General features: G+C 58.2%; 18 protein-coding genes and 1 tRNA gene. 14 read left to right on the top strand and 5 right to left on the bottom strand.

The genetic code is table 11. The annotated features are described in order from the left end of the window. Nucleotides 1–10 precede the first annotated feature (10 nt). Genes AWB69_RS14070 through AWB69_RS14035 form a run of 8 tightly spaced genes read left to right on the top strand, consistent with a single transcriptional unit; the run spans nucleotide 11 to nucleotide 7,050 of the window. A complete protein-coding gene (locus AWB69_RS14070) occupies nucleotides 11–712 on the top strand; it encodes an MBL fold metallo-hydrolase (protein ID WP_062085600.1) in 702 nt (233 codons plus the stop codon). A 37-nt stretch (nucleotides 713–749) separates the two neighbouring features. After that, complete coding sequence (locus AWB69_RS14065) at nucleotides 750–2,009, top strand: hydroxymethylglutaryl-CoA synthase family protein (RefSeq protein ID WP_062085598.1); 1,260 nt, start codon at nucleotides 750–752, stop codon at nucleotides 2,007–2,009. Continuing rightward, complete coding sequence (locus tag AWB69_RS14060) at nucleotides 1,997–2,782, top strand: enoyl-CoA hydratase/isomerase (protein ID WP_062085596.1); 786 nt, start codon at nucleotides 1,997–1,999, stop codon at nucleotides 2,780–2,782. Before AWB69_RS14065 ends, AWB69_RS14060 begins: the two co-directional genes overlap by 13 nt. Next, nucleotides 2,782–3,531, top strand: coding sequence for a polyketide synthase (locus AWB69_RS14055; protein WP_062085683.1), 750 nt, complete (start codon nucleotides 2,782–2,784; stop codon nucleotides 3,529–3,531). The genes AWB69_RS14060 and AWB69_RS14055 overlap by 1 nt, the downstream gene beginning before the upstream one ends. Nucleotides 3,532–3,578: 47 nt before the next feature. After that, a complete protein-coding gene (locus AWB69_RS14050) occupies nucleotides 3,579–3,818 on the top strand; it encodes an acyl carrier protein (protein WP_062085595.1) in 240 nt (79 codons plus the stop codon). After that, complete coding sequence (locus AWB69_RS14045) at nucleotides 3,805–5,052, top strand: beta-ketoacyl synthase N-terminal-like domain-containing protein (protein ID WP_062085593.1); 1,248 nt, start codon at nucleotides 3,805–3,807, stop codon at nucleotides 5,050–5,052. The genes AWB69_RS14050 and AWB69_RS14045 overlap by 14 nt, the downstream gene beginning before the upstream one ends. 34 nt (nucleotides 5,053–5,086) lie before the next feature. Continuing rightward, nucleotides 5,087–6,235: an ACP S-malonyltransferase gene (gene fabD, locus AWB69_RS14040; RefSeq protein WP_062085591.1), complete on the top strand. Its 1,149-nt coding sequence runs from the start codon at nucleotides 5,087–5,089 to the stop codon at nucleotides 6,233–6,235. Nucleotides 6,236–6,246: 11 nt separating this feature from the next. Further along, nucleotides 6,247–7,050, top strand: coding sequence for a 4'-phosphopantetheinyl transferase family protein (locus AWB69_RS14035; RefSeq protein WP_062085681.1), 804 nt, complete (start codon nucleotides 6,247–6,249; stop codon nucleotides 7,048–7,050). 4 nt (nucleotides 7,051–7,054) lie between these two features. On the opposite strand, the gene AWB69_RS14030 is transcribed toward AWB69_RS14035, so the two are convergent. Continuing rightward, nucleotides 7,055–8,005 carry an acyltransferase domain-containing protein gene (locus AWB69_RS14030; RefSeq protein ID WP_062085589.1) on the bottom strand — a complete coding sequence of 317 codons (951 nt, stop codon included), beginning with the start codon at nucleotides 8,003–8,005 and terminating at the stop codon, nucleotides 7,055–7,057. Beyond that, on the bottom strand, nucleotides 7,993–8,736 hold the full coding sequence (locus AWB69_RS14025) for an NAD(P)-dependent oxidoreductase (protein WP_063977806.1): 744 nt from the start codon (nucleotides 8,734–8,736) through the stop codon (nucleotides 7,993–7,995). The genes AWB69_RS14030 and AWB69_RS14025 overlap by 13 nt, the downstream gene beginning before the upstream one ends. Nucleotides 8,737–9,081: 345 nt before the next feature. Here AWB69_RS14025 and AWB69_RS14020 point away from each other — a divergent pair. From AWB69_RS14020 to AWB69_RS13995, 5 genes are all read left to right on the top strand, one after another. Next, nucleotides 9,082–9,155, top strand: a tRNA-Cys gene (locus tag AWB69_RS14020). Between the two features lie 29 nt (nucleotides 9,156–9,184). Then, nucleotides 9,185–9,505, top strand: a complete 321-nt coding sequence (locus AWB69_RS14015) for a hypothetical protein (RefSeq protein WP_062085587.1) — start codon at nucleotides 9,185–9,187, stop codon at nucleotides 9,503–9,505. A 93-nt stretch (nucleotides 9,506–9,598) separates the two neighbouring features. After that, nucleotides 9,599–10,342: a glucose 1-dehydrogenase gene (locus tag AWB69_RS14010; RefSeq protein WP_062085585.1), complete on the top strand. Its 744-nt coding sequence runs from the start codon at nucleotides 9,599–9,601 to the stop codon at nucleotides 10,340–10,342. Between the two features lie 1,120 nt (nucleotides 10,343–11,462). Further along, nucleotides 11,463–12,152, top strand: a complete 690-nt coding sequence (locus AWB69_RS14000; protein ID WP_062085679.1) for an NAD(P)-dependent oxidoreductase — start codon at nucleotides 11,463–11,465, stop codon at nucleotides 12,150–12,152. A gap of 582 nt (nucleotides 12,153–12,734) precedes the next feature. Next, nucleotides 12,735–14,276: a helix-turn-helix transcriptional regulator gene (locus AWB69_RS13995; protein WP_082913388.1), complete on the top strand. Its 1,542-nt coding sequence runs from the start codon at nucleotides 12,735–12,737 to the stop codon at nucleotides 14,274–14,276. A 323-nt stretch (nucleotides 14,277–14,599) separates the two neighbouring features. Here the strand turns inward: AWB69_RS13995 and AWB69_RS45745 are convergent, their stop codons facing one another. The 3 genes from AWB69_RS45745 to AWB69_RS13985 form a co-directional block, all read right to left on the bottom strand. Beyond that, nucleotides 14,600–14,866 carry a fumarylacetoacetate hydrolase family protein gene (locus AWB69_RS45745; RefSeq protein ID WP_075643914.1) on the bottom strand — a complete coding sequence of 89 codons (267 nt, stop codon included), beginning with the start codon at nucleotides 14,864–14,866 and terminating at the stop codon, nucleotides 14,600–14,602. Between the two features lie 391 nt (nucleotides 14,867–15,257). Further along, nucleotides 15,258–15,923, bottom strand: coding sequence for a helix-turn-helix domain-containing protein (locus tag AWB69_RS49320; RefSeq protein ID WP_231937100.1), 666 nt, complete (start codon nucleotides 15,921–15,923; stop codon nucleotides 15,258–15,260). Nucleotides 15,924–16,827: 904 nt separating this feature from the next. Beyond that, complete coding sequence (locus AWB69_RS13985) at nucleotides 16,828–17,727, bottom strand: GNAT family N-acetyltransferase (protein WP_062085579.1); 900 nt, start codon at nucleotides 17,725–17,727, stop codon at nucleotides 16,828–16,830. A 455-nt stretch (nucleotides 17,728–18,182) separates the two neighbouring features. On the opposite strand from AWB69_RS13985, the gene AWB69_RS13975 reads away from it, so the two are divergent. Next, the gene (locus AWB69_RS13975) at nucleotides 18,183–19,475 is read left to right on the top strand and encodes a DUF1972 domain-containing protein (protein ID WP_075643913.1); all 1,293 of its coding nucleotides are present in this window, start codon (nucleotides 18,183–18,185) and stop codon (nucleotides 19,473–19,475) included. The last annotated feature ends 3 nt before the right edge of the window (nucleotides 19,476–19,478 follow it).

Below are 19,478 nucleotides of genomic sequence, written 5' to 3'. Positions count from 1 at the left end.
TGGAGAAGCCATGTATCGAGACTTGACCGGCGGCTGCGAAGTGCCGGCGACCGTGGTCGTACTGCACGTCGCGCACGAGCGCATGAAGAACAACAATTACCTCGTGGTCGATCCGGTCACGCGCCAGGCAGTGCTCGTCGATCCGGCTTGGGAGATCGGCAAGATCGAGGCGGCGCTCGCGGCCGAGCAAGCCGTGCTGTGCGGGATCTTGATCACGCATTCGCATCCCGACCATATCAATCTTGCGAAGCCGTTGTCGGAGCTGTACGGCTGCCCGATCTGGATGTCGAAGCGTGAGATCGAGGTGTCCGGATTCAGGGCTGAACGCCTGGTCGGCATCGACGAGACGCCGTGGGTCGTCGGCAATTTGACGATCACCCCGCTCCTCACGCCGGGGCATACACCCGGATGCGTCTGCTACCAGATCGGTGAGGAGCTTTTCACGGGCGACGTGCTGTTCGTCGAAGGGTGCGGGATCTGCCAGGACGTCGCGTCCGCGCATGCGATGTTCGACAGCCTGAGCATGCTGAAGAGGCGGCTTTCGCCGCTGACGCGGATCTATCCCGGCCATACCTACGACAAGCCGCCGGGCCTGACATTCGACGAGGTGTTCAAGCGCAACATTTATTTGCAGTTCCGCGACAAGGACAGCTTTGCCGCGTATCGCCTGCGAAAAGGGCAAAGCGCGAAGCAGCTGTTCGCGTTTCGTTAGCTATCGGTGCTGTAATCAAGACTATGAGAGGAAGATCGTGAGCCTAGTTGGAATCGAAGCGATGAATGTGTTTGGCGGCACGACCTGCCTGAATGTGTCCAAGCTCGCGCAGCATCGCGGCCTGGACATGAGCCGGTTCGAGAACCTGCTGATGAAGGAAAAGTCGGTCGCCCTGCCGTACGAGGACCCCATCACCTTTGCCGTCAATGCGGCGAAGCCACTGATCGATGCGCTGTCGCCCGAGGAGCGGGACCGCATTGAGATGGTCATCACCTGCACGGAATCGGCGTTCGATTTTGGCAAGTCGATGAGCACCTATTGCCACGATCTGCTCGGCTTGAATCGCAACTGCCGCCTCTTCGAGCTGAAGAACGCCTGCTACTCGGGCGTGGCCGGCTTGCAGATGGCGGTCAACTTCGTGCTGTCGCAAACGTCGCCCGGCGGCAAAGTGCTGGTGCTTGCCACGGACGTCTCGCGCTTCATGGTCGAGGAGGGCGGTGAAGCGCTGTCGGCGGACTGGTCCTTCGCCGAGCCGAGTGGTGGATCGGGCGCGGTGGCGATGCTCGTGAGCGATCGGCCTTACGTGTTCCAGATTGACGTTGGCGCCAACGGCTACTACGGCTACGAAGTGATGGACACGTGCCGCCCGTCGGCCGATACGGACGCAGGCGATACGGACTTGTCGTTACTGTCCTATCTGAACTGTTGCGAGAACGCCTACCTCGAATACCAGAAGCGCGTGCCGGGTGCCGAGTTCGCCAAGACGTTCACCTATATCGCGTATCACACACCATTCGGCGGTATGGTCAAAGGTGCGCATCGCAACATGATGCGCAAGCTGGCGGCGGCCAAACCTGCTGACATCGAAAGCGATTTTCAGCTTCGCGTCACGCCGGGCCTGACGCATTGCCAGCGCGTGGGCAACATCATGGGGGCGACGGCGGCGCTCTCCCTGGCGAGCACGATCGACACCGGTACTTTCGACACGCCGCAGCGAATCGGCGTGTTTTCGTACGGCTCGGGCTGCTGCTCAGAGTTCTTCAGCGGCATCGCGACCGACGAAGGCCAGCAACGCCTGCGCGAGCTCAAGATCCGCGAGCGCCTGGATAAGCGCTACGAGCTGACTATGGCGGAGTACGACAGCCTGCTTGAGCGCAGCCGGAAGCTGAAATTCGGCACGCGTAACCTGACTTCGGACATCGAGTTCGTGCCCGAGGCTCGTCGCGCGCTCGGTACGCCGGTCCTGTTCCTGAAAGAGATCAAGGAATTTCACCGGGAGTACGAATGGATCTCCTGAACCGCGTGTACGAGACCGTCCGCGTTCGCTTCGATGAAGAGATCTGTTTCTTGCAGATCCATCGTCCCGAAGCGAACAATGCGATCGACGCTCGCCTGGTCAGTGAGCTGACTGACGCGCTTATCGCGTGCGAAGCATCGGCCAAGATCGTTGTGCTCGAAGGGCTGCCTGAGGTGTTTTGCAGCGGCGCCGACTTCAAGCAGATCCAGGGACGATTCGACGGTGCCGGAGATTATGAAGAGCAGGATCCGGGGCTGCTCTACGACCTGTGGCATCGGCTTGCCACGGGACCTTACATCAGCGTGGCCCACGTTCAAGGTCGCGCCAACGCAGGTGGCATCGGATTCGTCGCTGCCTGCGACCTGGTGCTGAGCGACGACAAGGCCAGCTTCAGTCTGTCGGAGTTGCTGTTCGGATTGATGCCGGCTTGCGTGCTGCCGTTCCTGATCCGGCGCATTGGATTGGCGAAGGCCAACTATATGACGCTGACGACCCAGCCGGTTTCGGCCAGGCAGGCGAAGGAGTGGGGCCTCGTCGACGCTTGTGAGGAGAACATCGCCGGCCTGCTGCGCACGCATTTGCTGCGCTTGCGGCGCTTGAACAAGCAGGCCATCGTTCGCTACAAGCGCTATGCCTGCGGACTCGCCGATGCGCTGGAGGCAGCCAGGCCGATGGCGCTGGCTGCCAACGTGGAGGTTTTCTCCGATCCGGCCAATCTCGAGAAAATCTCGCGCTTCGTGACGGCAGGAAAATTTCCCTGGGAGGGGCAATGATGTCGGAGCCCGTCGTCGGAATCGAGGAGCTCGAAGCGGGGATCGTGCTGGTCCGGATGCAGGACCGGATCAACAAGAACACGTTTACGAGCGAGCTGATCGACGGGCTGACCCAAGCGTTCGCGCGCATCAGCGAGCGCACCGATTGCAAGGTCGTGGTGCTAAGCGGCTACGACAGCTACTTTTCGAGTGGCGGGACGAAAGAGGGCTTGCGCGATCTGTTCGAAGGCAAGTTCAAGTTTACCGACAAGGACCTTTACAGCCTGGCGTTGAAGTGTCCCGTGCCCGTGGTCGCTGCGATGCAGGGGCATGGTATCGGTGGCGGCTTCGTGCTGGGGATGTTCGCCGATCTCGTGATCCTGGCGCGCGAGAGCATTTACACGGCCAACTTCATGAAATACGGGTTCACGCCCGGCATGGGGGCGACGTTCATCCTGCCCATCAAGCTCGGCATTGCGCTCGCACAGGAAATGATGCTGAGCGCGGCGAACTACCGGGGTGAGGAACTGCAAAAGCGCGGCGTTCCGTTCTCCGTGCTACCGCGCGAACAGGTGCTGCCACATGCGGTGGCGCTGGCGAGGAGTCTCGCCGAGAAGCCGCGGGCGTCCCTGGTTGCGCTCAAGACTCACCTGGCCGCGCCGCTGCGGGAGCAGTTGCCCAGGTTTATCGACGAAGAGCTGGCGTTGCACGAGCTGACATTTCATCAGCCCGAAGTCAAGGAGCGCATCGAAGCGCTATTTGGAAAGTAGTGTTCCACCGTGTTGTCAACCATTAGAGAAAATCGGAGAGCCATACCATGAGTCAAGACCAAGTTTTCGACATCATCGTTAAACATACGCGTGAAGTGCTTCCGAATCTGGAAAATCACACGTTTCAATCCAGTGACTCGCTGCGCTCGCTCGGCGCCAATTCAGTGGACCGTGCCGACATCATCATGATGACGCTCGAATCTCTGTCGCTGAATATCCCGCTGATCGAGGTAGCCAAGGCGGAGAATATCGGCGATCTGGCGGGGATTATCCATGCCAGGGCCTGATCGGGCCGATCTGGTCGTAAGCGGCGTCGGTGTCGTCTCGGCGATCGGGCAGGGGCAGGCGGCGTTCATCGCCGCGCTGCTCGAGGGCCGGCACCGCTTTGCAGTGATGCAGCGGCCCGGCCGGCAGCTGCCGGCGACGGGTGACGAGCCGCCGACGTCGTTTCTCGGCGCCGAGATCGACGCGCTCGAGATGCCCGAATCGATGCCCACGGCGCTGTGGCGAACCGCTTCGCTCTCGGGCCAAGCGGCGTTGGCGGCATTGCACGAGGCTTGGCACGATGCGAACCTTGGCCTGATCGCACCGGAGCGCGTCGGTCTTGTGATTGGCGGTTCGAACTTCCAGCAGCGCGAACTTGTGCAAATCCACGATGCCTACCGCGAGCGAGCACGGTATTTGCGCCCCACCTATGCGCGTTCGTTCATGGACAGCGACGTGTGCGGCATGTGCACGGAGGCGTTCGGCATTCGCGGCATGGCGTACACAGTGGGTGGCGCATCGGCCAGTGGGCAACTGGCGGTGCTCGAAGCCATCGAAGCGGTACGTGGCGGCCGCGTCGATGCGTGTATCGCGATCGGCGCGCTCATGGATATTTCCTCTTGGGAGTGCCAAGGATTTCGCTCATTGGGCGCGATGGGCTCCGACCGTTTCGCGGAGCACCCCGAGTTGGCTTGCCGGTCGTTCGATCGTGATCGCGACGGGTTCATCTTCGGCGAATCGTGTGGCGCGCTCGTGGTGGAGCGTGGCGACATGCCGAAGCGCGAGGGCGTGAAGCCTTACGCGCGGCTTGCCGGCTGGGCCATGCGGATGGACGGCAACCGCAATCCGAATCCCTCTCTCGAAGGCGAAATCGCGGTCATTGAGGGTGCGCTCGAACGAGCCGGGCTGACATCGCGGGATATCGACTATGTCAACCCGCACGGAACGGGCTCGACGATCGGCGACATCATTGAATTGCAGGCTTTGGGCGCGTGCGGCCTGGACCACTCCTATCTCAACGCAACCAAAACGTTGACGGGACACGGGCTGAGCGCTGCCGGCGCGGTTGAGCTGATCGCGGTCTTGCTGCAGATGCGCGCGGGCGCGCTGCATCCCACGCGCAATCTCGATAACCCCATCGAGCCGGGCTTGAACTGGGTGCGCCAGCAGGCCATACCCCATACGATTGAGAACGCGCTGAACCTGAGCATGGGTTTCGGCGGTATCAACACCGCGGTTTGCGTGCAGAAGTACTGATCAATTACCGACCATTCAACTAGCGGAGAGAGAAGTGATGAAAGCGTTTATTTTCCCCGGCCAAGGTTCGCAGTCCAAGGGAATGGGCGAGCAGCTGTTCGACCGGTTCAAGGATCTGACCGGAAAGGCGGACGAAGTGCTCGGCTATTCAGTCAAGGAGCTGTGCCTCGAGGATCCGCGCGACGAGCTGAATAACACGCGATTTACGCAGCCGGCACTTTATGTCGTGAACGCGCTGTCGTATTTCAGGAAGGTTGAAGATACCGGCGAGACGCCCGACTTCCTGGCAGGGCACAGCCTCGGCGAATTCAACGCGCTGATGGCGGCGGGATGCTTCGATTTCGAAACGGGCCTGAAGCTCGTCAAGAAGCGCGGCGAGTTGATGGGAGAGGTGTCCAATGGTGCGATGGCGGCTATCCTCAACGCGAGCAAGGAGGAGATCGATCGCATCCTGAGCGAGAATGGATTGACGAGCGTGAGCGTAGCGAACTACAACACGCCGTCGCAGCTTGTGATCTCTGGCCTTGTCGAAGAAATCACGCGGGCTGAGCCGCTCTTCCAGCACGGCACGATGCGCTACTACCCGCTCAACACGAGTGGCGCATTCCACTCCAGGTTTATGGAGCCGGCGCAAGAAACGTTCGCGGCATTCCTGGCGTCGTTCGAATTCGCTACACCGAAGATTCCCGTGATATCGAACTTCTCGGCGCGGCCTTACGAGGGCGGCCAGGTTATCGAGTGCTTGTCCAAGCAAATCACCAGCACCGTGCGCTGGTGCGAGAGCATTCAATACTTGCTGGCGCTAGCTGCCGAGCGCGGCAACGAGATCGAGTTCGAGGAGCTGGGAAATGGCGACGTCCTGACCCGCCTCGTGTACACGATCAAACTGCAAACGCCGCCCGCTCGCGCTGCGGAAGTGGAACCGCAGAAAAGCACGCAGGCCGACACCACAGCGGATGCCGCGGGCGACAAGACGGCGCCGGCCGGGCGGACGAGCGCAGCCGAGAAAGTCGCGGCATGGAACCAGTGCCATCGGATCGGCGTGAAGGTGAAATCGTCGCTGGCGGACTACCCGGATTTGGAGACGCGTACTGAAGCGGTGGTGTTGTTCGGCCACCGTGCCGCGGTCTACATGAAGGGCTACAACGGCTACTTTGACCTGGACGAAGTTGTTGCGGCTTGAGCGCGGGCATCGTGGACGCGCCCAATGACGCATGCGAGCTTGGCCTCGATATCGACGTATGGCTCACGTTTTACGATGAGATCACCGACGAGGCGCTGCTCGCGCGGCTACGCAGCCTGTTGAGTGAGGACGAGCGGCGGCAGGAGGCGCGCTACCATTTTGCCGATGATCGGAAACGCCATGTCGTGACGCGCTCGCTCGTCCGCAGCGTGCTGTCGCACTATGCGGACGTAAGCCCTGCAGATTGGACGTTTTCGGCCAACGCGTTTGGGCGCCCGCAGATCGCAGGCGCGCAAGCGGGTAAGGAGGCGCTGCGCTTTAACGTGTCGCACACGCGCGGCCTCATTGCGTTGGGCGTAACACGCGGCCGCGAGCTGGGCGTCGATGTGGAGCACGTGAGCGCCCGCCGGATCGGTACCGGTATCGCGGAGCATTTCTTCTCGCCGCGGGAAGCGGCTGCACTGACGCAGGTCGCTCCCGAGCGCCGTCAGGAGCGTTTCTTCGAATACTGGACGCTCAAGGAGTCGTACATCAAGGCGCGCGGCATGGGCATGTCGATTTCGCTCGACCAGTTCAGCTTCCACTTCCCGCATCCGGGCGCGGTGCGCCTCGAGATGCAGCCCGAACTGGGTGACAACCAAGCTCGCTGGAGCTTCTGGCAATACCGTCCCGCGCGCGACTACCTGCTTGCGATTTGCGCCGAGCGTCTGGGCGGCCAAGCGCCCAGAGTGCGCATTCACAAGACGGTGCCAACCGTCGCTGTCGAGTCCTTGACGCTTGCGTTGCTGAAATCGACTGAACCGATAGCAGAGTGAAAGATCAGCGCGCTTGAAGCAACGCCGCGAGGTGCTTCCGATCCTGCCCGAAGGGGGTCAGGATGGCATGCGCCGTCGATGCGCTTGCGGGAGGCAGCGCGTATTTGACGAACGTCGCCATGGTCCCGGACGGACCGACGTCAATGTATCGATAGGTGCCCTGGCTTTCGAGCTGCGCGATCGTCTCGCGCAAGCGAATCTGATTGCGAACCGCGCGCCAAAAGAAATCTGGCGGCAATTCGGAGAGCACCGCGGCTTGATCGCAGCACACGAGCGGTAAGGTCAAGGTGCCCTTCACGCATGGAATGGAGCGCATGAATGTCGTGAACGGCGCTTGCGCTTGATCGATCCAGCGCGAGTGGAAGGCAAAGGAGACCGCGAGCCGTTGATGCATGATTTCGCGAGTGCGCAATTCGCTCTCGATCGCATGCAGATGCGCTTGCCGCGCCGCGACCGCGAAATGCGTGGCGAAATTGTCGGCGGCGAGTTCGCTCGTTGCCGCGAGTGTGCTATTCGAATACAGGGCCCGGTCGGCAAGTACGGCAATCATGCCACCGCGCTCACACGTGTCTTCGAACGTAATAGCCTGCTGGATCACAGCCGCCAATGCATCTTCGACGCTCATACAGCCGGCCAGCGTCGCGGCCGCGAACGAGCCCAGGCTTGCCCCGAGGGTCAGGTCGGGCGCTATTCCCTCGCCGAGGAGGCACTGTGCGAGCGAATACTCGATCATGAAGATCGCGGGGTGAGTGAGCAGGGTGCGGTCGAAGATTTCGTCCTTGCCTGCCGAATAGATCGCGTCAATGATGGGCCCGCCGGCCATTTCCTGAGCAAGCCGGTCGAGTCGCGTCATCCAGTGGCGGAAAACGTGATGGGTATCGAACAATTCTCGCCCCATCTGGAAGTAATGCGATCCTTGACCCGAAAACATGAACACGGTCTTCAGGACCGACATTGAATGCTCCTTATCTTTGTCTGTGAAGCGTGAGCGCTGCCAGCTTGGCACGCTCGCGAAGAGTGCCGGAGACGTTTGGCAGCCGAAGCGATGGCCGGGGCCTTGTGGATCAGCTCGTTGTTCTCGAGCGCCTCGATCATGAAGAGGGCGAAGTCGACGCGGCACGTGATGTTGCTCGCGAGGATGAGGTCGCCTACATGGCCACTCCAGGCGGGCAGGCCTTGGCTTTCGCCTTCTTCGAGGTTGCTGCCGCGCACGACGGTCCAGCGCGCTTCGCTCGCGAATACGCGCTTGCAAGCCTCGATTTGGTCGTCGACGTCGCCGATGTGCATCATCCGGCCGATCCAGCCACGGATTACCACGAGCGCGGTGAATAAGCGTGAGTGGACCTCCTTGCCGTCCGCGCGGATGTGCCAGCCACAGGAAAATACGAGGCGCGCACCGGGCTTGGCGAGATCGAGTACGGCTTGAGCTGTTCCCGCCGAGTACTGCTGGACGTCCCAAGGCACGAGGACGGTCAGCACGGCGTCACACCCATCGACCGCCTTTGCGATAACCTTACGGTCATTCGTGGCACCGGGAACGATCGTGATGCGCTCCTTGAACTTGTCGAGTTTCGGAATGCTGACTTCACGGCAAACACCGACTACTTCATCGCCTCGATCGAGCGCGTGCTGCACCAGGCATTGGCCGAGTTTCCCGGATGCGCCAACAATGCAAATCTTTTTCATGGAGATCCTTATTGCTTGGGTGCGTAGGTCCGGCAGACCGGTTCATGCCACAACGGCGTTCGGACAATGAGCCGTTCGATCGACTCGAGAACACTCTGAGCCGCTAATGTAGCGTTGGTGTTTTCGCCGCTTGTTTCCCACACGAAACGGAGCGCGAACAGGCGAAGTTCCCTCTGTTCGCATCAAGCCGCGATGCTTCGCGCAGGGCGCGTGCAGGCGAAAACCGTTTGATATCGTCTCACCTGTGATCTGAAACGGGGCACAGCAAAAAGGGGGGCCAAGCATGCGGCACGCTTGGTTGCTCTTAAGCTGCGTTCGATGCCTGTGTTCCGAACCTGATCCTTCGGCGCGATAGCAAAGTGGTTATGCACCGGCTTGCAAAGCCGTCGACGCTGGTTCGACTCCAGCTCGTGCCTCCAGATGTCTTTGTGCCACGTGAGGATGAGTCATGCAGCTTTTCGATGACGCCGCTCGCTTTCACATCTTCGGCGTGCACTGTTGCCGGGAGTTCAGTCTGCTGGTCGACTACATTATTGACGATCCCGACCAGCATAAATCGGCCGTCCTGCAACACGTTCAGCGTTCGTCGGATAGCGGGTTGCTGAGTTGGAACGCACGCGAATCGTTGCAGGAAGACGACGTGTTCGGAATCGAATGTGTGGGTGGACGGCAAGCAGCCGAGAAGGCGGTCGAATTCTGGCGTGCGTACTTTCGCGCGCTGGGTGAAATCGTCATCGACGCCGGTCACCTCTGTGATTCGCTCATCTGAGCGCTTCTCTTCGGAATAGAAAACTCGGCGCCAATACGTGCTGTGGTGCCGTCGTGCCTCATATAAGCACTGAGTCTATTAAAGGAGCCTGTAATGGGTCGAGTGAATGGCAAGGTGGTGATCGTGACAGGTGCGGCGCGGGGAATGGGCGCCGCGCACGCGCGCCGTTTGGTAGAGGAAGGTGCAAAAGTCATGCTGACTGACGTGCTCGATGCAGAAGGGGAAGCGACTGCTTCCTCGCTAGGCGAGAGCGCACGCTATCTTCACCACGACGTGACTAAAGAAGGCGAATGGCAGCGTGTCATCGACGAGACCGAGGAAGCGTTCGGCCCTGTCTCTGTACTGGTCAACAACGCCGGCATTGCCGCCTACACTCCGATCGAACTGATGGAAGAAAGTGACTATCGGCGCATCATCGATGTTAATCAGATCTCCGTCTTTCTCGGCATGAAATCCGTCATTTCGTCAATGAAGCGCGCTGGCGGCGGCTCTATCATCAACATGTCGTCAGTCTCCGGCCTGGTGGGCACGGGCTACGCGGTCGCCTACACGGCATCAAAATTCGCGGTGCGCGGCATGAGCAAATCCGCTGCTATCGAGCTTGCTCCCCATAACATCAGGGTCAATTCAGTCCATCCCGGTCTGATCAATACACCGATGACTGCCCAGACGCCGGAATCTGAAGCGGCTATCGGCCGTTTTATTGCAGGAACTCCCGTTCGTCGAGCGGGCGAACCCGATGAAGTTGCCAACATAGTTCTTCTTCTTGCGAGTGATGAGTCGCGTTTTTCAACAGGCGCTGAGTTCGTCGTCGATGGCGGTGTCAGTTGTCAGTGAATCGTCAAAAGGGCCAGTATATTTCGTGGTTTGCTACAAATATCCGTAAGCGGTCAGCGAAGCACGTTCCTCCCGCCGACTTGCGTTATTGTTTTTCCAGAAACGGCTTTGCTTGATTTCGATTGCAGGTCGCTACAAGTTGCGGCGTCAATTTTCCCGATACGCGGGCAGACTATCCCGTTTAAGCCGCAGCCTGAAGTGGATTATGAGCTGACGTCGCGCAGCTCATAATCCGAGCGTCGTATCTCCCCGTGATGGCTTCTCGGGGCAGCCGAGGAAGTAGTGACACCTTTCGCGAAGCTCTATGAGGGCTCGCGTTCATCGCGGTGGTTCATGAGGCGCTCTTGCTCAACGCAAGAGCGCCACCACAAAGCTTGTCGCGGCTAAACACATTCTCCATGACCGGGATTTGCGGGTTAAAGGTCTCGATCGGGGCGCTCAAGCTTGAAAATCTCGAAGGTTTCGGTTTCACGACGGTCTGTAGTGACCTCGATGAAAATGGCGATTTTCATGTCCACCCTTGCGATCGAATTCTGGCGTGCCTGTTTTCGCGCCCTGGGAGAAATTGTCCTCGAAGCAGACCATCCCCGGGACGGGAGTGTCAAAACCATGGGGTATTGGCGGAGAACGTCTAAATTTGCGAAATCAGGGTCGCTGGAGGCTGAGACGCTGATGACGGTCTGTACAGCATCTGGGGGCGGGCTGGAGTCGAACCAGCATGCATAGCTTTACAAGCCGCTCCATGACCGCTTTGCTATCGCGCCGTTGAACCGGGACAGGCGGCACGCTTCGAATTACAGCGTACGGTCCGGATTGAATCTTCCGTCCGATAGAGAGTGCGGAACAAGGCACTTCTATCCATCCCCATTTTATCAAACGCATTCGCAAAATCGATGGCGAGGCGCGAAGTGTGGCGGACGCCAGCGAATTTCACCATGTTCGTGCTCCCGGCAGAGGCTTCGCTCGCGCTTTAAAAAATTATTCGGCTGACGCTATATTGACCAAACCGCCGCCGGACGGAGCGGCTGGAAGCTTTGATGGAGGATTGGTTTCCGTTGCCGCGCGAACGCAGCGCGTTCTCCGGGATGCGCTGGTCCCTTCAAACCCCGATGGGAAGACGATGAAGAAGATCTGCATTATCGGTGCGTCCGGCAAGCTCGGACAACACATGGTTCAACATGCACTGGACCGTCGTTATGAGGTGGTCACCGTATGTCGCGAAAAAAGTGTCGCAAAGCTCGATCGCTTCAAAGATCGCATTGCCATTGTGCCGGGCGCGACTGACGACCGCGACGTCATCAAACAGGCTGTTGCCGGATGCGACGGCGTGCTGACCGTATTGGTGCCGTGGGGGATGGATCATTATTCTTCGAACACCGCGCAGGCCGTGCTTGACCTGGCGCCAGAGCACGCGCGCCTCGTCTTTTCGTGCGGCTGGCACATCACGCGGGATGGCCGTGACGTCTATCCGCTGTCGATAACGCTGGCGGTGAACGTCGGTGGCTGGTTCGGCCGCTTGCTCCGCGTGGGAGACGTCAACGACCAGGTGGAGGCGTGCCGCCGTATCTTCTCAAGCAACAGGCCCTGGACGGTTGTACGAGCGAGCAATCTGGAGGAGGGCGAGAGCCAGGGTTTGCCGGTTTGGAGCCAGCATGTCGGCGACCCTAAGCTAAGCAGCAACATGACGCGCCGCGTTGATTTCGGGCTGTTCATGGTCGAGGCGCTGGAGAGTGATGGACTGATTCAGCAGGCGCCCGCGATCGTCGGCCGGCGCACGCCGTCCGCGCTCGCGGCGGCGGCCAGCGTGTAGCGGTGATTATGTCTGGCAACGGTATTTTTTTTATTCACGATTCCATCTGAAATTCCGGATGCACCACCTGACGCAATTGATTGATCTTCCGGGAATAATTCAGGGTGGGTGATCGTTGCAAGCTGATGTCACGGCCGCAACTTCTTATGATTTTCGTTTGGTTTATTAACTACACGATTTTTATGTTTTGTAAGCGACTGCTAGCCAAGTTGTCCAATAGCAGATAAAGATAAAAACGCTTGGCAATAGTGATGCCGTGACGTACATTGGTATGGCGAATTAAAATATCCTTAATTCTGACTTATTTGCCATTGATAATTCGCAGGTGAACAGATTTAATTTGTTCTGCATTGCCCGCCAGCAACCCGCCAGCAGGAAGAAAAATTGACTCAGTTTATTCTGTATTGCTCACCAGCAGGAAGCAAAATTGACTCACTGTCGTTCTACGTCTGGGCTTAAGCATGATGCCGAGGACATTACCGCCCGCATAGTCCGATACATGCAAAGCATGATCGCTTTATAAATTCCGTCCGGCAGTGCGGGTAATTAGATTTTCCATTCCCTTACGTTTACGGAATTTGAATGTTTAGCGACTTCTATTTCCCACTGATTTCCTGTCTCGCCTCTCCCTCGAAGCCACCTGGTATTTGGCCGAAAATTCGGGATGGGAGAATCCTGTCCGCATCGGCGGACCTTGGACGCGTGGTACAGGACTGCGGCGTTGAGAACGGCGCGGCTTATTGCGTGCAATTGCATGCGGATCTGGAACTGGTTATGGGGATGGATTCCGATGCGGAAGAGTCGTATCGCCAGGCACGCAAGATCAGTCAGGCGTCGAAAAGCGAGATCCGCGTGTTGTCGGCGCGAAACACCGGTTGGCAGGCACTCTACCGCAGGCGCTTCGGCACCGCGATGGCATGTTTCCTGCGGGTAGCGAAGGAACCGGGTGTTGATCTGCCGCGCCGCATCGAAGCGCTGTTTGGGACGATGAGCGTGTTGTTTGAACTAGGCCATCTGAACCAGGTCGGCTGCATGCTCGACGAGATCGAACTTGAGGTAGACAAGTTGCGCGAGCTGGAAGATACCAGGAGCGCGTGGTGTGAAACCGTACAAACGATGCGCGCGGACCTGACACTTCAGTGTTCGCTGCGCCATGCGCCGCAACTGTCCGATCATGTGTATTGGCACTCGGGGCAGTTGTGTGATCCAGGGCCGCTCCATGCGAAGCCCGGGCTCGTTGCCGAGCGTCTCCTGCTCGAGCACGACATCCGCTTGCCGGTGCTGTGCGGCCGGCTCGAATACAAGGAGTCGCTGGGCCGGCTCGTCCGCGGGCAGGGAGATGCGATCACTCCGCTGCTCGCGCATCTCGACTGGGCGGACGCGAACAGCCTGACGATTTACCAGCGCACCGTGCGCTTCGAGATCGCACTCGCGAGCCTGATCGCCGATTTGCCGCAGGTGGCCCAGATGGTGCTCGGGTCGATAGCCAATGAGAGTCATATCGGGTTCGATCATCGGCACCTGGAAGCTCTTTACTGCCTGGCAAAGATAAATCAGGCGCAAGGCCGCGTTCACCATTCGCGACAGCTCTATATCAAGTATGCGATGGTCGCGATCCACTGCGCGCGCGAGGGCGCAGCCGAACTGGCACGCGGAAGCCATCAGCGGCGGGGCGTGGCAGTCGCCGATGACGTTACCGCGCGCCTGCCGGCCAAGTACCGGCGAGCGTATCAATACCTCCTGAACAATCTGGAGCGTAGTGATCTGTCGATCCACGAAATTGCTGCAGAGATCGGCGTGACTGTGCGGGCGCTGCAAAACACGTTCAAAGCGCATCTTGGTGCGACGCCGAGCGAGATCATCCGGCAGCAGAGGATGAAGCGGATTCAGCAGGAACTGGAGGACGATCGCGGCGGAGCTGGACAAAAGGTGCACGACGCAGGGAACCGCTGGGGCGTGCCGAATCGTTCGACGCTGCTCAACGCATACAAGCGGCAGTTCAACGAGGCTCCGTCCGATACGTTGAATCGCAGGGAACCCGCCAGCTTGACCATTGATTCGTCATCGACGTTGACGGAGCTCTGCGATTCGATGAAGGATTCTGACGCGATCAGATCATCTTGATGAGCGGACCTGATTTGATAAGGATTACATATATAAATAATGAATGATACTGCTTGGCGATCGACGATCGGGTTTCATTCCCCGGTTTTCATCTAAGCCTTCCTGATCGTACGCATTTATTATTTGGTTGTTTCGGGTTGTTTCGTTTACGCGAGGCGCTTCAGGGCACGGTCATACCCGGAGCCAGCGTCTTTCGCGGCGTTTGCGCTTTCTTGGTCGGGCAGCCTAACTATATTGTTCGCCGCGAATACTAATTCCCCCGCCCTGGCGCGACACAATCACCACGATCCCCTTCATTCGAATTCCTTCTGAGTGTTCGCGCCCTACAGCCCGATCTGAATCGAAAGCGACGCGACTCCTTCCATGGACACATGAACTGAGTCATTGATTTGCAGTGGTCCCACGCCCGCAGGCGTGCCGGTCATAACGAGATCTCCCGGATGCAACGTGTATTGAGTCGAAAGGTCCTGGATGATCTCGGCTGGGGACCCTATCATCTGCCCAGGATCTCCCTGCTGGCGAGTTTCGTCGTTGACGCGTAATTCGACCGTGCAGCGTCGGGGTACGTCGCCACCGCTGATTGGAACCACAACGCCGCGGCCCCGCTGATTTCGGGCACGATTTCAATCTCGGACACGCGCCGAAGAAGGTGTCGCGGTAAGGTGGATGGACGAGAAAACGCTATTGCTATGTATTGCTTATGAAATGAGCGAGTAGAACTGCTGCGCGGTGGACAGTGGGATTTTTCGCAAATCAACGACGGGGTTGTCGTACCTTCCGTGAAAAATCTGGCGGTAACCGCGCGAAGAGCCGCTTGCGGCACGGCTCGGCAGTTCGATAACTTTCGCGCAATCAGCGATTGCGCGAGCTCTTGATCAATATGGATTTTCAGGATCAAGGCGCCAGATTATGCACGGAAAGTACGATAATTCCGTCATGCTAACCAAACCGTTCTCGATCAACGGTGCACAACTCAACCCTCTACGCACAGGCTTGCAACGATTCCCGGTGCTCGAAATCGTATGAGAGAAAAGACGTTTTGTCAGGCGCCGTCTTGCTGAACCGATAGTCTGTCGGCGTGATCGACAAGTGTTTCTTCAGAAGCTTGGCGAGCTGGCCACCGCTCCCGATCCCGCAACGCCGAGCGATCTTGTCCACGGGAAGTTGCGATTCAATGAGCATCCGGCAACTCAACTCGAGCCGTATGCGCTGCAGATAGTCCGACGGGGTCATGCCGATCTCCGCCTTGAAGCGACGAAGGAAATTACGCTCGCTCATTGCCGCCGCTTCAGCGGCCAATTCAATGGTGATCGGACGGTCGGCATTCTCCTCGAGCCAGCGCGCAGACACCCTGATCTTGTCGCTCATACGTGGCGTCGATAGTCTGCGTGCGAGAGCCGCATCCGGCAAGTCGCGCGTCGATGGCGTGAGAGCGCGAGCAAAGTGCTTCGCCATTTCAGCGTCGAGCTCCTCTTTGGGAATCTGTAGCGCGGTGCGAATGGCACTCGCTGCAGTCCGCGAATGGTCCTGCCAGGGCATGTCGCCTGCGATGCCTGGGTTCATCAGCGCCACGTCGTATCGGCCCGATAACCCGTTTGCAGCCAGTATCAACTCACCTTCTGAAACCGGACATACGACGGTGCTCATCGGATGGCGCTGGCGCAGCCATTTGCAAAGCGGGCCGTTGGATGCCGCCTGTTTCGCGCCGGTACCGCCCGCAATGAAAAGCAGGATCGTGGAACTCGTGGCTTGATGAAGCGTCGTTTTTTCCGTTCCCACAGCAACCGACGATGAACTAACGATCGTTCCACCCGTTGCAGACAGAAGTGAAACGTTAAAATGCGATCCATTTCCGGATTGCGCTCCAGTTAATGCATTGGCGCGCTGAAAGATCTCGATGATTGCCGCGATTTCCGGTAATGAAAATCCATCGAATAATACAATCTCGACGTCCGAAACGGGGCGCTTTACGAAGCTGGTAATATCAGCGGATTGTTGATTTAACACCGAACGCATTTCAATCTCCAGGCTCACCGCAAACGTTTATTTGCCACGGCTATAACAAGCAGGTACTAATGCGAACGGGCCTTCTACTGTAAAGCGAAAGGCCCCGAGTCGCCGGTCCGTTTATTGCGTGGTCGAACAGGCGTGTCATCCCGCGCTGCCCGGTCAATCGGCGGTAAGTTCTTAAGCGGATGAAACTAAGATGCGCGGTTCAAACGGGTGTTGTCCAGACACATGAATCAAATATTAAGCTTATATTTAATATATTACGTGGCATCGTTTGAGGATGCCAACCCTTCTGTACAAGGGTGTGGCATCGCTATTCGGTTGGCCCCATTAGATTTCTTGCAATAATTCCGCTCTGTGCGGCAACGCACACTTTCGAGGAGTATGGGGCGCAAACAGTCGGGAAACTCTTTTTCATTGATAAGACGGAATCGTGTCAGTGGCTTTATATTATTAATAGCAGTTGCAATGCCGATTAAGCCGATCCTCGCATTGTCGATATTCATATGGTATTGATAATAAGGACAGCGGCGATTGGGAATTACTCAGCCTGTGCATTTTTCTTCGCATTAATGTTGCACGCAAACGTTGCAAGCGCGCGCGATTGGCTCCGCACACCACGATAAATAGCGAAGTCGGCTCGCATTCGCTCGAACACATAACGCTGGACGAGGTGTCCGCCGAAGCCCGCGAGGAACTGAAGTATCCCCGCTGTGGAAACGCCGTCGAAGTCGATCTCGAGCTTTCGTTCACGGGCGAGTTTCATCGCCTGCCAAACGAGCAGCGCAACAGCGCCGCTATGTGCTGTGGCCTGGCGCGTCGTCAGAAAGTAGTAGGCGTTGGAGCGGTCCCATACGAGCGCCGTAGCGGCAACGAGGGTGCCGTCGTTATCAAAGGAACCGAGGATCGTGCCGGCATTGCGCCTCAACACTTCGGTCAGTAGTCGCCGCATGATGGTCGAGCCATAGACATTGGCGAGGTCGCGGTCGGCAAGATTCGAATCGTAGAAGTTGACGAAGGTTTCGACGCTCGAGATCTGCTGTACGATAAATCGCTCGGCCGAGCGCCGGACCCGATTGCGCGTGTTCGATCGGAGTCCGTTCCAGGCGGTTTCTTCGTCCACGCCACTGAGGATCTTGAGCGTGAACTGCACCGAGACCTTGAAGCCGGCCAGCATGAACGCGGCGGCTTCCGCTTCCGATACGAGTGGATCGGCCACTTGCTGAAAGTGCGCGCACTTGGGCAACTGGGCAATCAACTTGCGTGTCACCTCCAGACGATGAGACCACTCGGGACCACTGGCATCCGCGGCCTGGCGCTTGATCACAGGCCCGAGTGTGCGGGTGAGTGGCGGCAGATACGACAGACTCCACAAGCCTTTTTTGGTCAGCGTGTAAGGCATTTCGCCAATGATCTCATTGCCGACTTCGATGACGGCCATGTGCCAGTTCTCGCCGATAGTGGCATTCAGCCACCAGGGTTCGTGAAAGATCGATCTCTCCGTTAGCCCTCCATATGAACTCGCCGGAGGAACAGGCCTCAGTTTATTGTCGGATTTTGACTTGATCGTATGAGGTTTTAAGGACGCAGGCACGACTACCGCCGAAACGTTCTCTATCGACATAGCGGTTGATCCCTCTCATTTGGCTACACGATATTATGGAAGCCTATCGATCTGTTTCCGTCAAACCTGTGGCTTTAAACGACAATGTCTGCACACAGGGAGTCATGACCGCGAGCGGCAGACCTCTATTTCTTTCATTCTGCAAGAAAGACTCAACGTTGGCGGATTTGCTCACAATAGTGACCGAATTCGCCATGTTGCCTGCCATAGGCTTAAGTCCTACGACACTTGTCCGTCTCAGCAACACGACTTCAACGTTGAGGTTGATCGATATGGCAGAAAAGCGGCTGTCCATAATGGGAATCCGGGGTATTCCGGCGCAGCACGGCGGCTTCGAGACATTCGCTGAGCGACTTGCGCTCTATCTGACGAAGCGCGGATGGAGCGTGACCGTCTATTGCCAGGGACAGAATAGCGACGCTGACGTGGCCGAAGATAGTTGGTGCGGGATCAGGCGCATTTTTGTACCGGTCCAGCGCGATGGCGCGATGGGAACCGTCGAGTTCGACTGGAAATCGGTTCGAATAGCCGCGAAGCGGGACACTGGGCTGGTGCTGACGTTGGGCTACAACACCGCTATCTTCTGTAGTTATCTGCGTTGGCGCGGCATCAGAAACCTGATCAACATGGACGGCCTGGAATGGCGTCGTACGAAATGGCGCTGGTATGAGCGCACGTGGTTATATATCAACGAACGCATCGGTTGCTGGACTGGCAATCATCTGATAGCCGATCATCCGTCCATCGCCGTGCATCTCGCGACGCGCGTGAATCAGCGGAAGATCACGATGATTCCCTACGGCGCAGACCGGATCGATGAATATAGGGGCCTCGTACCCAAGGAACTCGGCCTCGGTGATTCGCCTTATGCGCTGGCCATTGCGCGTCCTGAACCCGAGAATTCGATTGTCGAGATCGTGACTGCCTTCTCACGCCGACCTCGGGGCGCCAAACTTGTCGTACTGGGGAAGTACGATCCGGTTGGTAATCCGTATCATCGCGAAGTCGTCGATGCGGCGGGTCCGGAGGTCGTATTCCCCGGGGCTATCTACGACCAGAACACTGTACAGGCGCTGAGACGCCATGCACTGTTTTATCTGCACGGGCATCAGGTCGGCGGCACCAATCCTTCACTCGTGGAAGCGTTGGGAGCCAGTTCCGCCGTTATCGCTCATGAGAATGAGTTCAACCGTTGGGTAGCCGGCCCCGACGCACGCTTCTTCTCGAACGAATCCGACTGCGATCTGCATATCTCGGCGCTGCTGGCCGATCACGCCACAGTGCGTGCGATGCGCGAAGCGAGCGGCCGTCGTTTCGACAGCGCCTTTCGGTGGGACAGCGTGTTGGCTCAGTATGAGGCGCTGCTCGAGCGCAATCTGCGAGACGAGAAGAAGCCAAAAGTTTCACCTGTACACGCGCCAGCCGAGCCGGCATCGCTCGGCGCGGTACTCGAATCGGTCGCAACGACAGCGGGTCCACTCGAAGCGACGGGCATGCTCGCTCCGGCAGCAGATTTCGAGGCAGAAGGGATCTTCGCGGAGCAGGAGATAGCCAGCCATCAGTAGGCG

Origin of the sequence: Caballeronia udeis (genome assembly GCF_001544555.2) — a bacterium.
GTDB lineage: Bacteria > Pseudomonadota > Gammaproteobacteria > Burkholderiales > Burkholderiaceae > Caballeronia > Caballeronia udeis.
This window is presented reverse-complemented; position numbering and strand designations above follow the sequence as displayed.

What these genes read in the sequence shown, in the direction of transcription:
- AWB69_RS14000 (WP_062085679.1), top strand. Translation starts at nt 11,463, where the DNA reads ATGAAGAAGATCTGCATTATCGGTGCGTCCGGCAAGCTCGGACAACAC.
- AWB69_RS13975 (WP_075643913.1), top strand. Translation starts at nt 18,183, where the DNA reads ATGGCAGAAAAGCGGCTGTCCATAATGGGAATCCGGGGTATTCCGGCG.
- AWB69_RS14025 (WP_063977806.1), bottom strand. Translation starts at nt 8,736, where the DNA reads ATGAAAAAGATTTGCATTGTTGGCGCATCCGGGAAACTCGGCCAATGC.
- AWB69_RS13985 (WP_062085579.1), bottom strand. Translation starts at nt 17,727, where the DNA reads ATGGCCGTCATCGAAGTCGGCAATGAGATCATTGGCGAAATGCCTTAC.
- AWB69_RS14070 (WP_062085600.1), top strand. Translation starts at nt 11, where the DNA reads ATGTATCGAGACTTGACCGGCGGCTGCGAAGTGCCGGCGACCGTGGTC.
- AWB69_RS14055 (WP_062085683.1), top strand. Translation starts at nt 2,782, where the DNA reads ATGTCGGAGCCCGTCGTCGGAATCGAGGAGCTCGAAGCGGGGATCGTG.
- AWB69_RS14010 (WP_062085585.1), top strand. Translation starts at nt 9,599, where the DNA reads ATGGGTCGAGTGAATGGCAAGGTGGTGATCGTGACAGGTGCGGCGCGG.
- AWB69_RS13995 (WP_082913388.1), top strand. Translation starts at nt 12,735, where the DNA reads ATGTTTAGCGACTTCTATTTCCCACTGATTTCCTGTCTCGCCTCTCCC.
- AWB69_RS14060 (WP_062085596.1), top strand. Translation starts at nt 1,997, where the DNA reads ATGGATCTCCTGAACCGCGTGTACGAGACCGTCCGCGTTCGCTTCGAT.
- AWB69_RS14050 (WP_062085595.1), top strand. Translation starts at nt 3,579, where the DNA reads ATGAGTCAAGACCAAGTTTTCGACATCATCGTTAAACATACGCGTGAA.
- AWB69_RS49320 (WP_231937100.1), bottom strand. Translation starts at nt 15,923, where the DNA reads ATGAGCACCGTCGTATGTCCGGTTTCAGAAGGTGAGTTGATACTGGCT.
- AWB69_RS14015 (WP_062085587.1), top strand. Translation starts at nt 9,185, where the DNA reads ATGCAGCTTTTCGATGACGCCGCTCGCTTTCACATCTTCGGCGTGCAC.
- AWB69_RS14045 (WP_062085593.1), top strand. Translation starts at nt 3,805, where the DNA reads ATGCCAGGGCCTGATCGGGCCGATCTGGTCGTAAGCGGCGTCGGTGTC.
- AWB69_RS14030 (WP_062085589.1), bottom strand. Translation starts at nt 8,005, where the DNA reads ATGTCGGTCCTGAAGACCGTGTTCATGTTTTCGGGTCAAGGATCGCAT.